The organism is Bacillus cereus group sp. BceL220, from assembly GCF_051776965.1.
Taxonomy (GTDB): Bacteria; Bacillota; Bacilli; order Bacillales; family Bacillaceae_G; genus Bacillus_A; species Bacillus_A cereus.
In genome coordinates this window covers 750,946-766,116 of the sequence record NZ_JBPWBC010000002.1, presented here as the reverse complement: position 1 = coordinate 766,116, position 15,171 = coordinate 750,946, and the positions used below count along the sequence as shown (strand labels likewise).

The window sequence follows — 15,171 nt, the reverse complement described above, 5'->3', positions numbered from 1 at the left end:
AAAAAACCTTACGTATAAAACGTAAGGTTTTTATATAGCCCCACATATGCCGTTTTCTCTAGATGTCCATAAACCTGCTCTCACAGGTGGATGCTCTCACAAATGTTTGTAACTTCCTTCTTAAAAAGATGGCATGTTAGCTACATTTAAATATTGAACTTCCATATTAAACTTATTGGTTTAAGACATGCATAAGCTACGTACACCGTAGGAATTTTATATAAGGTTAGTTGAAATAAGACCCCCGCACGTGCCGCTCCTCGTAAATGTCCAAAAACCCGCTACTCGCAGGTGGATGCCCTCACAGTTACCGTACATCTTCCTCCACAAGGAAGGCTTGATGATGGTCGCTAAATATTGAGCTTCCGTATAACTAACATCGGTTTTAGACATAAATAAGTTACGTACACCGCAGGATGTATTATTTACTTGTCGTTATATTATCACATTGTTTCCAATGTGTAAAATACAAAGTTTTTCGAGCAATCTCTTGCTTGTGACCTTATTTTAATACAAATTATTTTTGCATGCAAGTGATTAATCTTCTTCTTTTGCAATTTGATTTTCTGGATAAGAAATCCAATCACTCCAGCTACCTGCATACAATTTAACATTTTGGAATCCAGCCAATTTTAAAGCAATGATATTTGGACATGCCGTAACACCAGAACCACAATATACAATGGTTTCCTTATCTTTCGACAGATTTTGGAATCGTTCTTGTTGCTCAGCTTCATTCTTAAATTGTCCTGATTGCAACATTCCATCCTTCCAAAAATAGTTTGCTGCTGTCGGAATATGTCCTGCTTTATGATCGACAAGTTCCTCTACACCAGCATAACGTTTTGGCTCTCTTGAATCAATTAACGTAACATCTGCACCTGCCTGGATATTCTCTCTTACTGTTTCCATCGATACAAGCATATGATCTTGTATGTTTGTTTTAAATGTTTTTCGTATAACAACAGGAATTTCCGTTGTTGTCGGTAGTCCATTCTCTTTCCAAACCGGGAAACCACCATCTAATATATATACTTTCTCATGTCCTATATAGTTACATAACCACCATAAACGAGCAGCATTTGCACCAGCTTGACTGTCATACGCAATTACTGTCGTATGTTCATCAATACCAACCTCCGAAAGCTTGTCCGCAAACTCTTCAATGCTTGGCAACGGATGGCGGCCACCATGTTCTGCTATAGGACTTGATAAATCTAAATTCAAATCAAAATATAACGCATGAGGAATATGTTCTTCTTCATACTTTTCTCTACCCCAATTAGGATTCGCTAAATCAAAACGACAATCGATTACACGGACGTTCTCATCTTCTATATGCTCACGTAACCATTCGACTGTAACTATCATCTTTAACGACCTTCTTTCTCTTGTAAACGACTTACATACTCCATAACCATTTCTTCTGTAACATATTTACGCTGCAAGGTAACACCATTTTTTGCAAGATCATTAATTTGCTTTGTTACAACATTAATGACATCAACCGAAAATTCTTTCCCATTTGACGCAAGAGATACGGCTGCTTCAATAGCTGCTTCACGCTGCGCATCTAATTGTAAACATGCTTTTACACTTTCATTTTGTTTACGAGAATGTGCTGTAATTGCTTTATGTACTTCCATCTTCTCTTCCCCCTAAATAAGTTATACGTTCTAATTCAATTCCATTGCAAGCCGAATCATATCACGGCATACAATGCCATTTTCAATAATCTCTTCTTCATAATGCTTCGAAAAGTAATCAAAATCAATAGAAAAAATACGAAATCCACATTTTTGATATAAAGCAAGTTGTGAAACACTAGAATTGCCTGTACCAATTTCAAGTTTTGACATACCATATCCTTTAGCAGTTTCTACGGCATGCCTTAATAGCTTCTTCCCAATCCCTTTTCCTTGCAAATGCTCTGCAACCGCAATATTCATGATTTCCATCGTCTTCGGCCTTGTTTCCAAAAGAACATACACACCGATGATGCTGCCCCCTTGCTTTGCTACGTATGTTAACCCTCTTTGTACATATATAGCTATTTGCCGTTCACTTGGATCAGCAAGTAGCAATAAAGACTTCGGTATAGCCTCTTTTAAAATACGTTCTATTACAAAAGACATAAAAAATCCCCCCATCTCTATTGTTCTAAACCCTCCTTGTCTACCATAAATAATAGAAAGGAGGGATTCACCATGGACAACAATGAGAAAAAATGCAACGTCATCTCTATTGATGGAAAGAAGAAGAAAAGCGACACGTATTCCTATCCAAAATTAGTAGTTGAAAATAAAACATACGAATTTTCTTCATTCGTCTTATGCGGTGAAACACCAGATGGCAGACGACTCGTTCTTACTCATATGATTTCTACCGATGAATTTGCTGGATTTGTCAAATCTTTAGATACTGTACTGCAAAAGAAAATTGAACGAATCTTTTTCTCATAACGACTATATAACATAAATTTCTTTTTCAATCTCTACTAACTGATTGTGCAATTGTTCTTTACTTTGTTCATATAGAGATACATCGATCGTTTCAGCCAATGCAAACAATATACTTTCATAATAGTTCATCACATCTTGTTGCATCACTTTTTGGAATAAGTTCCACTTCATATCCCATTCTTGCTTATAATGATGGACAAATAAATCTTTTTCATCGGCTACATAGTTTGATACAAGCGGTTCTAATACAGATTTAGCGTCTTCTTGCATAAAAGCTTTGTCATTCTTTTCAAAAAAGCTTTTCTCATTTTTAAAATGTGCCAGTGCTTTTTTGAAATCTTTTATTTCAACTGAAGGGAACGGTTCTTTATGTGTAATATCTTTATATTCATACTCAACTGTTCCATTCATAGAAATTGATTGATTTTCTACTTTACAGTTCACTACAATTTCGTCCTTTGCACGCTTCATCGCTTCGTCTATCCATTTTTCAAGACGTAATGATGTCGCACGCATTTCTTGTAATAAATCATGCTGAATAAATGCTACTAATTCCATAACACACTGTTGCAATTGTGTTTTCACATTTCCATCCGTTCGAAGTGACGCCGGATTAATAAATTCAGTAAACACATCGTTATAGCGTAGGAATAGACGCTGTTGCACGTAATAAAGCAACTCTTTCACTTCATTTTGCATCGCCTGTTCTTCAGCAAGTACACTATATGATGAAATAATATGAAGTAGTTGATCACGCTCTGCTTCATATTTTTTCGTTTGCTTCTCTTTCTCTTCATTTCCCTGCTTTGCACCATTTATCATGTTTACTAAAAGCTGATCTGCCCCTTGCAACGCACCATATAGAGCATGCACAGAAACAAGCATTAAATCTCTCATCATAAAGGACGTAAATGATTCCTCAAACTTAGTAATTCCAGAGTTTTGTAAAATACCATACTTCTCTTTTTCAACATTCTTTCCTTGTTTCTCTTCAAGCGCACATAAACTTGAAATTGCAAATAAACGCGGATTTCTAATACCGTATTGCAGTAGCTGATCTGCGATATAACCTTTTACCATTTCAAGTTCTTCTTCAGACTCTGCTAAATCGGCCGCATTAATTAAGAAGAACATTTTATCAAGGGCAAAAGTATCCTTTACACGACCAAGCTGAATTAAAAATTCACGATCAGCACGAGAGAATACATGGTTATAATATGTTACAAATAAAATAGCATCTGCATTTTTAATATACTGGAATGCAACATCCGTATGGCGAGCATTAATAGAATCCGCTCCAGGTGTGTCTACAAGCGCTACTCCCTGCCTTGTTAAAGCACAATCATAATAAAGCTCCATATACTCAACGAAGCATGATTTTTCTTCATTCGCTACATAATCAGAGAACTCTTCTAATGTGACTTGTACTTGTTCTCCTAAATAAGTAGAAACTGCATCATACCCTTTTTGTACCGCTCGTAAAAAGCTAAATGTTGTTTTTTGCTTCCCAGTCGGTGAAGGATATTTCATAACTTTATCAATTTGTGCTAACGCCTCATCTAACGTAGTAATCTCATAATGAAACAGCTTATAAACAGCTTTCATATCTTCTAATAGAGCTTGCTTTGATTTAAATTGAACCATTACTGTTCCGTGTGGTTTTTCCTCTGTAACCGGCAAAATTTGATTAATCGTTGCCGTCGTCGGATTTGGTGATACAGGAAGTACCTTCTCACCAAGTAAGGCATTGGCAAATGATGATTTCCCAGCACTAAAAGCTCCGAATAACGCTACTGTAAATTGTTTCGTTTCCACACGACGCCTTTTTTCTATCACCTCTTGCTGTACATGTTTCAGTGCTGGCAATGGCTCTAATATCATTTCAGCTTTCTTCACTTTCTCTAATATACGCTGAATATTTAAAGCTGCCGTTCCTTTTATCTCTTCTTCATGAGCCGCTACGTTATCATTTACCATTTCCTGCTCTTGTAGTGTGAATTTCTCACTAACAATTTGTTTTTCACGTTGCAATATCTCCTCTATTTGCAATCCTTCTGGTGTAGCAACACGCTCGTGCCAAACATTTTGTAAATAACTTTCATATGTCTCTAAATTGTTGCTGTATTGTAATTCCGTCTCTTTTGCCGTTTGCAACATCGTATATTTTTCAATCTCTTCTTCCATACGAGCAACTGCTTCCTTCACTTTTTGCTTTAAAACGACTGCACTTTTATCAAAAATTTGCTGTGCTTTTGTAAAATAACGTTTCTTCAGTTCATTCGCTACATCCGCTGTATAAAGAAGTAAGTAATCACCTGTGAAACCTGCACCTTGTTTCATGACTTCAGCTAACATTTCTGGTCCAAAAGCAATTTCTAAAGCATATATGTCTTTCCCAATTTCCTCCGTGAACAATCCTTCTTCTTTTAAGAAGGCTACAATAAATTCTTTCACATGAAAATCAAGTTGCGTTTCAACAGTCTTTTGAAGGGCAGAATAAAACGCCTCTACACGTCTTTGTTTTTCTTGCTCCGTCTTTCCTTTCGCAAATAGCAAACCAACTTTAAACTTTGTTAATTTCGTTTCTAAATATGCATTTGCCAATTCTCTCATTTCAAATGGCATTAAATACGCGTTATCTAATATAGCTTGTAAACCTTTTATAAATTCGTTTCTCACATGAGATTCTTTACTAGCCTCGCGATGTTTAGTTTCCGTTAGCTCTTCTTTCTTTTCAACTATTTCTGAAATCGAAAGCGGTGATGCTAACTCTTCCTCATATGTCAAAAGAGCTTTTTCATTTTCAGAAACAATAAACGAGAAATGTTCTCCCATTAAATATTCTGTTTCTCGCTCCATTCCCTCTCTTGCATACTGCTCTTTTTCTTTCATAATAGAAGTAATTAATGTTTCTAAACTTCCAATTTCATTATGTGGATGGTTCATCATTCGTAATGACGTATAATAAACTCCATCTACTTCAATATCCCAGTTAGAGAACGATTGTTTCACACTATCTTTATAATCCTCAAATGATAATTCATTTTCTTTATGTTTATCTATTTGATTTACAACGAGATAAACCGTTTTATTACGTTGTTTCAATTCTTTAACAAATTGCAAATTCACTTCCGATTGGACGTGATTATAATCCATCATATAAAAAATTACGTCTGCTAGATGTAGCGTTGATTCTGTCGCTAGTTGATGGGCATCATCTGTTGAGTCAATCCCTGGTGTATCAACTAACATAACACCCTCAGGAATTGGTGCATCATTCCGATAAATATGAACACCAATTACCTCATCGCCATCTTTACAAATTTGCTTTAATTCTTCTGCTGAATATGCACCGTCATATTCGTACTGTTCTCCAGATTTAATCGTTACAACAACACGATCAAATCCCTTTTCAATTTTAACGACGTTAGCGCTTGTCGGAATTGGACTTGTTGGTAACAACTGCGCTTTATATAGATGATTCATCATCGTTGATTTCCCTGCTGAGAAGTGACCGCAGAACGCTATCATAAGCTGCTCTCGTTTATATTTTTGAATTACTTCAAACAACTTTAAGCTATTCTCTGCATCGCCGTGTTTTTGCCACTCTTCATAAAAACAAACAAGTTTTTTCATACCGTTTGTCTGTACTATGTTTGTCATCCCCTTGTTCCCCTTTATCCAAGATGTATATACTTTTCCCCGCTAATTGCGAGCTCATAACCAGTGAGAGTTACACCTACCCATTGATTACAGTTTCACTTTACTATCATACTAAATTTTCAGCATATTCTCATTAAAAATAAAAAATCCCCTTCATTCTTTTTACAAATGAAAGGGATTTTATGTCATATCACTCATTTTGCTGTTCCTACTCCATTTAAAACATACTTTGCAATAACTGCATATACAGCAACTGTACCTGCTACTAATGCATATACCATACTCATGCACCAACCTTTTTTGATAATGATTATCACTTTTGAATACATTTTATCATTAAAGAGAATCATTATCAACACTTTTCATAAAGAAAGCTCCTTATAAGAAGGAGCTTTACTGCCTGTTTTGAAAAAGGTTAAAACTTGTTGTGCACTCTTATTATATCTCATCCTACATAACTTAACAGTTTAAAAAAATGGAAATATCCCCTATCCCCTCCATCTTACATTTTGTATAATAAAAGGGAATTACTTAACAAGGAGGAAAAAAATGACACAAAATCTCACACAAGGCGAGAGGATACACTCCATTGATATTATTAGAGGAATAGCTGTACTAGGTATTTTTCTTGTAAATTGGCCTGTTATCGCCGGGGTTGACTCACGTGATCTTTCAGGAGTTTATGAGGGGCTAGACAGCTATATCCGTCTATTCTACGATATGTTTATTCAAACAAAGTTTTATACTATCTTTTCGTTTTTATTTGGCCTAGGCTTTTATATTTTTATGACTCGTGCTGAAGCGAAGACAGATCGTCCAAAAACTTTATTTGTTCGTCGCTTACTTATCTTATTATTATTCGGGTTCTTACATTACGTTCTTTTATGGGACGGTGACATTTTACATACTTATGCAATTACCGGGTTTTTCTTATTTTTATTTTACAAAAGAAAGACACGTACTATTTTAATATGGTCAATTGTACTATTAAGTTTCATGCAATTGTTCACATTATTAGGTTCTCTTGTCATGTTATTAGTGCCGGTAGATGAACTAGGCCTTTCCATAGCCATTATGCCGTTAGAAAACTGGGGCTTACAAATTACAGACAGATTCTATTCATTCTATTCTGAAGCAATAAGTAACAGTCTTATTATGCTTCCTGAAACACTAGGATTGTTTTTACTCGGATTATATGCCGGTAAAAAAGACATTTTCCGCCGTGCTAAGGAATTAGATCCAAAACTTAAAAAATGGCAAATCATTATGTTCATTTTAACATTACCGATGTGGTTTATTATGGTTTACTTCTTTATGAACAATCAACCATACACACCATTTTCACTTATGGGCATTACGATGATAAGCGGAAAGACATTGTTCATCTTCTACATTGTCACGTTAATGCGTTTATTACAAAAAGAAAAATGGCAAACGTTATTACGTCCATTCCAATACGTTGGACGAATGGCATTAACAAATTACATCTCGCATACAATTGTTACATTACTTGTATTCGGGCTATTGTTTAAAAATGATTATCTGGCTCCACTATGGGTTGGACCACTATTCTGCATTAGTTTCTACACGTTACAAATCTTTATTAGCCGCTGGTGGCTTTCACATTACCAATACGGACCACTTGAGTACATTTGGCGTCTTGGTACTTACGGGAAAATGATGCCACTTAAAAAGAAAAGCAAGGTCTCATAACGAGACCTTGCTTTTTTACGCTTCTCTTACTGCACTTTGCATAGACACCGGCTCTTCTTTTACTTTCACTTTACGCTGCGGCACCATATTAAATACGATATTTAAAAGTACTGCTGACGCACTTCCAAGTACAATTCCGTTATCTGTTAAAATACGAATGTTTTCAGGAAGTTGTGAGAATAATGTAGGAACAACTGTAACCCCAAGCCCAATTCCGACAGAACATGCAACAATTAATAAGTTTTCTTGTTTGCCAAAATCAACGCTACTTAACATTTTAATACCATATGCCATTACCATGCCGAACATTGCGAGCATAGCACCGCCAAGTACTGATTTCGGAATGATTGTTGTAATAGCTGCGATTTTAGGAATGAATCCAAGAACGATTAACATACCACCGCAAGTATAAATAATAACGCGATTTCTTACTCCAGTTAATTGAACAAGTCCTACGTTTTGAGAGTAAGTTGTATATGGGAACGCGTTGAAAATACCACCTAACACCATCGCTAATCCTTCTGCTCGATAGCCCTTTGTTAATTCTTTTTCACCGATTTTTTTATTGCAAATATCAGATAATGCAAAGTATACACCCGTTGCTTCTACAATCCCTACACAAGCGACGAGAATCATCGTAATAACTGGTGTTAATTCAAATGTTGGTGTACCGAAGTAAAATGGTTGAATACCATGGAACCAATCAGCCTCTCCAACCGCTTGCAAGCTTACTTTCCCCATAAACGCTGCAACGATTGTACCGAACAATAGACCTAGTAAAATAGAGATTGAACGAATAAATCCATCAAAGAAACGATACATAATGATGATAAATAGTAACACACCAAATGCTAATGCTAAATTTTCAAGACTACCGAAATCCTTACTTCCTACTCCTCCAGCCATATCATTAATTGCTGCTGGAACAAGTGTAACTCCAATTACAGTAACAACAGATCCTGTTACAACAGGTGGAAATAGTTTTACAAGCTTTCCAAATAATTTCGCAAAAATAACAACGAATAACCCAGCAGCAATAATTGCTCCATAAATAGAAGACACACCGTATTGTTTTCCAATCGCAATCATCGGTCCAACGGCTGTAAATGTACAACCGAGTACAACGGGAAGTCCAATACCGAAAAAGCGATTTGATAATGCTTGTAAAATTGTTGCAACGCCGCACATTAATAAATCAATTGAGACTAAATATGTTAATTCTTTTTGATTTAAACCAAGTCCACCGCCCACAATAAGCGGAACGATAATTGCTCCAGCATACATTGCAAGCATATGTTGCATACCAAGCGATGCAATTTTAAATGGATGCTGCTTCATCGTTTATTTCACCTCCACAGTTTCTTGCTGTACAAATGTAACTGTGCCGTTATCAAGTGATGCAATTTCTGCTAGTGATTCAACACGAACGCCTTGTTCACGAAGCTTCTTTCCTCCATCTTGAAATGCTTTTTCAATAACAATTCCAATTCCTGCAATACTTGCTCCTGCTTGCTCTACCAAACTCATTAAACCTAAAGCAGCCTGACCGTTTGCTAAAAAGTCATCGATGATTAGCACGCGATCATTTTCATCAATATGATTTCGAGATAATGAAATTTCATTTGTTTCTTGTTTTGTAAATGAATATACGTTTGCAACGTACATATTATCTTGTAACGTTAACGATTTACGTTTTCTTGCAAAGATTACTTTTACACCAAGCTCTAATGCAGCCATAACAGATGGTGCAATGCCTGAAGATTCAATCGTCACGATTTTTGTAATGTTCTCTTCTTTAAAACGTTTAGCAAATTCTTTTCCGATTTCTTGCATAAGTACTGGATCAATTTGGTGATTTAAAAATGCATCCACCTTTAATACGTCACCAGATAAAACCTTTCCTTCATTCAAAATCTTTTCTTGTAATACTTTCATGTTTGTTCCCCCTCTTATGCAATAAAAAAACTCCAAAAGCCGCCACCACTCGTTACAAGTGAGAGACGCGCTTTTGGAGTTTCGCAAAAAAGAATGCCAAACAAGCAATTATATTCGTCCTCACTCATAGTCAAAGTATTTACGGTACTTCGGTAGAAACTTGCAGGCCATATCCCCGCGATTATATGAGTGTAGCTAACTATTTATTTTATAGAAGGATTATAACGCACTTTTTATACTTTGAAAAGCATTTATCGAAAAAACACGTACGAATTTTTAAAAACTACTATTTTCGTTCGAGTTTTGTAAACTCTTTCATTTCCAATTACAACTTCGTTAAAATGATTGGCCCATCTTTTGTAATCGCAAGTGTATGCTCATATTGAGCTGATAATTTCCCATCCATCGTTCGTGCAGTCCACCCATTTAAATCTACTTTCGAATATCGCATACCTACATTGACAATCGGCTCAATCGTAATCACCATTCCTTCTTGTAACTGAGGCCCTTGTCCTTGTTTCCCAAAATGAAAAATTGCTGGTTCTTCATGAATCTCTTTACCGATTCCATGTCCCGTAAAGTCTCTTGCGACAGAAAAACCTTCATTTGTTACATAACTTTCAATTGCATAGCCAATGTCTCCTACATGATTACCGATTACCGCCTGATCACCCCCTTTATATAAAGCATTCTCAGCTACTAGCAACAACTTTTCTGCTTCATCAGAAACTTTTCCAACTCTATACGTCCAAGCAGAATCTGAAAGACCCCCATTTAAGTTTACTACCATGTCAATTGTTACAATATCACCCTCAGTTAAAGGAACATCGGCCGGAAACGCATGACACATTTCATCGTTTACAGATGCACATATCGCATATGGATAACCATTGTAATCTTTCTGTTCAGATGTGGCACCATGCTTTTTTAAATACATTTCAACAAACGTATTAATCTCTTGCGTCGTTATACCTGGCTTTATCATTTTCGCAATTTCTTTATGACATGAAGCAAGTAATTTTCCAGATTCATGCATCAAATCTATTTCATTTTTTGTTTTAATTGTAATCATACTACCTCTACCTTTCCTTGCTAAACCTACTATTCGCTACTAAACTTCTATCATACACATCCTTTACCAAAATTTCAAAACCCTCAATTACAACAAGTAAAAAAATATGTATCATATATTTCTAAATCAAAATAAAAAAACAGAAGATCCCTCTGTTTTTTAATCACGTTTACATATGTAGTTCATTTTCAAAAACTCAAAACAACTACCATTTGTTTTCTGTATAAACGTTCCAACCACTTCAAATCCCGCCCTTTTATACACTTTTATCGCTCTCTCATTAAATGTCGCTACTGATAGTGTTATATATTTGCATCCGTATTTTTCTTTGCTAAAAGCTAATCCAGCATTCACGAACTGTAAACCAAATCCATTGCCAGTTATATCAGGTCTCATTCCAAGTCCTATATCAACCGTTCCATCATTCATTTTACAAACAGTAAAAAAACCAATGAGAATACCATTTTGCTTCACAGAAAATGTATGATCTCCTCTACTCTCACCATGTAAAAATTCAGCTAAATCTTCTTCATCTGCCTCTATATCATAAAAAGAATATTTCCCTTCATAATGCCAGTTATACGCAATTTCCTCCGCTTCTTCTTGCTTCATTACTGTATATGTATAACCCATTTTATCATCCCCTTTAATAAAAAGAGCTGCAATTAAGCAGCTCTTTTTTTACAACTCATAAATCGCTCTATATTTCGCTTCTAAATAATCGGCTAAGTAGTTTGCATTTAAGCCTTCACCTGTTACATCTTCTAAAATTTCAAGCGGCTTTTTCGTTTTACCATATTGGTGAATATGTTCTGTTAACCATTCACGAATCGGTGTTACGTTTCCTTCTTCTAATAATGCATCAAAGTTCGGAATGTCTTTTAACATTCTTTGCTTAAATTGCGCTGCATACATGTAACCAAGCGCATAAGATGGGAAGTATCCAAATGAGCCACCAGCCCAGTGAACATCTTGCAATACACCTTGCGCATCATTTTCCGGACGAATTCCTAAATATGCTTCCATCTTATCATTCCAAGCTGCTGGTAAGTCCTTCACTTGTAATGTACCATCAAATAATTCTTTCTCTAATTCATAACGCACCATAACATGAAGCGGGTATGTAAGCTCATCTGCTTCTATACGAATGAATGACGGCTTCGATTCGTTAATTGCATCATAAAACTCATCGACTGACATATCATCAAATTGACCATCGCTATACTCTTTTAATAAATCATAATTTTTCTTCCAGAATGATTTATTACGGCCGATAAAGTTCTCAAAGAATAATGATTGTGATTCGTGAATACCCATAGATGTACCACTGCAAAGTGGTGTACCTTCAAATTGTTCTGCAATGTTTTGTTCATATACTGCATGACCACATTCATGAATTGTTCCAAATACAGCCATACGGAAATCTTTTTCATCATAGCGTGTCGTAATACGAACATCCCCTCTATTTAATGTAATTTCGAAAGGATGTACTGTTTCATCAAGACGACCTGCTTCAAAGTCATAATTCAATTGCTTTAATAGTTCTAATGTAAAGTTCTTTTGTTTTTCTTTTGAAAACTGTTCCGATAAAGCACTTGTTTTTAATCCTTTTTTAGACTCAGAGATTTCTTTTACAAGCGGCACGATACGCTCACGAAGTTGACCAAATACGTGATCTAAAACTTCTACTGTAATACCTGGCTCATACATGTCTAATAATGTATTGTATTTATATGTTTCATAACCCCAATATGTAATAAATTTCTTTTTAAATTCAACAATTTTTTCTAAGTACGGGCGGAACATTTCGAAATCAGATTTTTCGCGAGCTTCTTCCCACACACTCTCTGCTTTCGCTTCTAATTTCACATAAGCCTCATATTCAGCTTGTGGAATTTTTTTATTTCTATCATATTCTTTCCGACACTCTTCAACCATTTTCTTTGTCGTTTCAGAAAGTTTATCTTCACGTATTAAAGCTTCAAGTTCTGTTAAATAGTTTCCCATCTCATCTGAAGTCGACATAGCAAACACTTCTGACGAAAGCATACCAATTACTTCTGAACGCTGATCTACACCTTTTTTTGGTGCACCTGTTCTTAAATCCCAAAACATTAAACTTAATGCTTCTCCGTAATTTTGTATCTTCTTCACGTATGTTAAAAATTGTTTTTCTACTTCATATGTAGCAACTGTCATCGTATAAAAGCCTCCTTTTTCTACCTCAAACTTAATTCGACACGGAAACATAAATTCCTTTTATAATAGAAAAAAGCTTGGCAAGCGCCAAGCTTTCTCCTTATAATTCTTTACCTTCTACTGGCAGTACATTTTTCACAGCTGCAACTACTTTCTCATCTTCTGAATCAGATAAGAAGATTGATATAGCACCTTTATCTTCACTTGTACGAATTAAACGCCCAATTCCTTGACGAAGTCGTAAAATCATATATGGTACATCTACATCCCAGAATGGATCATTTACGTGCTTACGTTTCGCTTCAAACACAGGATCGTTTGGAGGGAATGGTAAAGACCAAATAATAACGTGCGATAATGATGAACCAGGAATATCTAAACCTTCCCATAAATGAACCGCACAAAGTACAGTCTCTTCTTCATTTTGGAAACGAGAAACGAGCTGACTAATTTCCTGATCGCCTTCATATAAGAACGGAACCGACATTTGCTCTTTACTTACATACTCTTTGAACGCTGCAAGCTCTTGCGTTGTACGGAACAATACAAGCGTACGTCCATTTGTTTTTTGAATATTTTCAAGTGTATATTGACACTTTCTTTCCCATTCATTTTCTTTCGTATGCGATAGTAAGTTTACTGTCATTTGCTCTTCATAATCAAACGGTGAAGCAACTGAGAATGACAAGTAATCTTTTACCCCTAGGCTATTAGCTGTGAAAGCGAATGAATCGTTGTTCGATAATGTCGCAGAAGAGAAAATATACGGTATTTTCTTCGAGAACACTTTCTCTTGTAATACTTCTTCAACTGCACGCGGCATAATAACTAACGTGAAGGCACCATCACCTTCTTCACCCCAAGTAATTACATTTTTCTCGTGCATGAACAGACGAAGTGAATGTTCTAATACATCTAAATGCTCATCAACAATATTTAAATCATACGTGTTTACTGTATGCATTTCACTTTCGAATACTAATGCATCTCCAACTTCACCGATTTTTGCATAAAGTCGTTTCGCTTCAGCTGTTACTTTTTCTGTCACAGTAATTTCTAAACGATCAGAACCGGCAATTTCTTTTTTGTTTTCTTGTAACACATCAAAGAATCGCTCTGTTTGCCAAATTGTTTCTTCTACTAAATGTGCAAACTCCTCACGAATATCGTTTTGTAGCAATCTCGTTAAAAGTTGCTCCATCATAGTTTGCTTTAAACGGTATGTTAAAGCTTTTTGAGCTGCATATTCTACAAGATGTCCTTCATCGAATACAACGCAGCTACTTTCTGGTAATAATGGAATTTGTCCTTCACGCTTACGAGCATCGTACGTCCAAATATGATCCATATAGAAATCTTGAGAACAAATAATTAAATCTGCTGCTTTACGATAATGTTCACGAGAAAGAGTTTGTCCACAACGATGACGAGAATCACAAGTAAAGCAATCTTGGAAGTAATCCCAATTTACTTTTGACCATTCTTCGTCATTTAAAAGTGGAAATTCTTTTCTGTCACCATAGTGAGTAAAGTTTTGCATCGTACCATGATCGAATACAAACTGTGGTAACTCGTAATATACGTCTTCAATTACTTCTGGAGCTCGTCCACTCATAACATCTTCAAGTTTACGTAAGCATAAATAATTATCCATTGATTTTGCAAGCCTTACATCAACAGATAGCCCTAATGCTTCAGATAACTTAGCGATGTCCCCTTCTTCTTTTACAAGCTGCTCAATTAACGTTTCATCTGCACAAGCAATAATAGCTGGTTTCCCAGTATAACGCGCGTAACAAATTGCATATAGAAGATATACAATTGTTTTCCCTGTTCCTACACCAGCTTCTGCGAACATAACTTTCTTTTCTTGGAAAGCGCGTTCTAACTGAAACGCCATAAAAATTTGTTCATCACGCTCTTCAAAGCCTTTTTCCGGAAGGATGTCGTAAAACACATCTCCAATCCACTCATTCAACTTATCATAAAAATTATCTTGTTTTCCTACTTCAAATGGTAATCTCTTCTCAGTAAACATCCTTAGCCTCCAACCAAAAAGTTTTTCTATAAAAAGATAATAGCAACTGCTACGCATATGTATGCATTTGCTTTCCCCTGTTGCAATAC

At 35.8% G+C, this 15,171-nt stretch carries 12 protein-coding genes, 2 other RNA genes and 1 riboswitch; of the genes, 2 read left to right on the top strand and 12 right to left on the bottom strand.

From position 1 onward, the window contains the following. Positions 1–33 precede the first annotated feature (33 nt). The 5 genes from ssrS (ACS2FK_RS08910) to ACS2FK_RS08890 form a co-directional block, all read right to left on the bottom strand. A non-coding RNA gene (ssrS, locus tag ACS2FK_RS08910) (6S RNA) lies at positions 34–217 on the bottom strand. 21 nt (positions 218–238) lie between these two features. Further along, positions 239–421, bottom strand: a non-coding RNA gene (gene ssrS / locus ACS2FK_RS08905) — 6S RNA. 116 nt (positions 422–537) lie between these two features. Beyond that, the gene (locus ACS2FK_RS08900; RefSeq protein WP_063546942.1) at positions 538–1,371 is read right to left on the bottom strand and encodes a sulfurtransferase; all 834 of its coding nucleotides are present in this window, start codon (positions 1,369–1,371) and stop codon (positions 538–540) included. Between the two features lie 2 nt (positions 1,372–1,373). After that, a complete protein-coding gene (locus tag ACS2FK_RS08895) occupies positions 1,374–1,646 on the bottom strand; it encodes a YpbS family protein (protein WP_000451820.1) in 273 nt (90 codons plus the stop codon). A gap of 30 nt (positions 1,647–1,676) precedes the next feature. Next, positions 1,677–2,135, bottom strand: a complete 459-nt coding sequence (locus tag ACS2FK_RS08890) for a GNAT family N-acetyltransferase (protein ID WP_000011410.1) — start codon at positions 2,133–2,135, stop codon at positions 1,677–1,679. A 72-nt stretch (positions 2,136–2,207) separates the two neighbouring features. Here ACS2FK_RS08890 and ACS2FK_RS08885 point away from each other — a divergent pair, with 72 nt between their 5' ends. Beyond that, a complete protein-coding gene (locus tag ACS2FK_RS08885) occupies positions 2,208–2,462 on the top strand; it encodes a DUF3931 domain-containing protein (RefSeq protein WP_000369740.1) in 255 nt (84 codons plus the stop codon). Positions 2,463–2,465: 3 nt separating this feature from the next. Here the strand turns inward: ACS2FK_RS08885 and ACS2FK_RS08880 are convergent, their stop codons facing one another. Then, a complete protein-coding gene (locus ACS2FK_RS08880) occupies positions 2,466–6,125 on the bottom strand; it encodes a dynamin family protein (RefSeq protein WP_063546941.1) in 3,660 nt (1,219 codons plus the stop codon). A gap of 549 nt (positions 6,126–6,674) precedes the next feature. Here ACS2FK_RS08880 and ACS2FK_RS08875 point away from each other — a divergent pair. After that, entirely contained in the window at positions 6,675–7,838 is a 1,164-nt protein-coding gene (locus tag ACS2FK_RS08875) for a DUF418 domain-containing protein (RefSeq protein WP_063546940.1), read from the top strand. Between the two features lie 15 nt (positions 7,839–7,853). Here ACS2FK_RS08875 and pbuX read toward each other — a convergent pair whose 3' ends face one another. The 6 genes from pbuX to ACS2FK_RS08845 all read right to left on the bottom strand — a co-directional run bounded on the left by pbuX (position 7,854) and on the right by ACS2FK_RS08845 (position 15,082). Beyond that, entirely contained in the window at positions 7,854–9,176 is a 1,323-nt protein-coding gene (gene pbuX / locus ACS2FK_RS08870; RefSeq protein WP_000809230.1) for a xanthine permease PbuX, read from the bottom strand. A gap of 3 nt (positions 9,177–9,179) precedes the next feature. Further along, the gene (locus ACS2FK_RS08865; RefSeq protein WP_063546939.1) at positions 9,180–9,773 is read right to left on the bottom strand and encodes a xanthine phosphoribosyltransferase; all 594 of its coding nucleotides are present in this window, start codon (positions 9,771–9,773) and stop codon (positions 9,180–9,182) included. Between the two features lie 107 nt (positions 9,774–9,880). Next, a riboswitch (purine riboswitch) is annotated at positions 9,881–9,982 on the bottom strand. Between the two features lie 116 nt (positions 9,983–10,098). Continuing rightward, a complete protein-coding gene (locus ACS2FK_RS08860) occupies positions 10,099–10,845 on the bottom strand; it encodes a type I methionyl aminopeptidase (RefSeq protein WP_063546938.1) in 747 nt (248 codons plus the stop codon). Positions 10,846–11,004: 159 nt separating this feature from the next. After that, on the bottom strand, positions 11,005–11,478 hold the full coding sequence (locus tag ACS2FK_RS08855) for a GNAT family N-acetyltransferase (RefSeq protein WP_053564873.1): 474 nt from the start codon (positions 11,476–11,478) through the stop codon (positions 11,005–11,007). Between the two features lie 48 nt (positions 11,479–11,526). Beyond that, positions 11,527–13,044 (bottom strand): carboxypeptidase, encoded by a 1,518-nt coding sequence (gene ypwA / locus ACS2FK_RS08850; RefSeq protein WP_023521517.1) that lies wholly within the window; start codon positions 13,042–13,044, stop codon positions 11,527–11,529. Positions 13,045–13,144: 100 nt separating this feature from the next. Continuing rightward, a complete protein-coding gene (locus ACS2FK_RS08845) occupies positions 13,145–15,082 on the bottom strand; it encodes an ATP-dependent DNA helicase (protein ID WP_000493709.1) in 1,938 nt (645 codons plus the stop codon). Positions 15,083–15,171 lie beyond the last annotated feature (89 nt).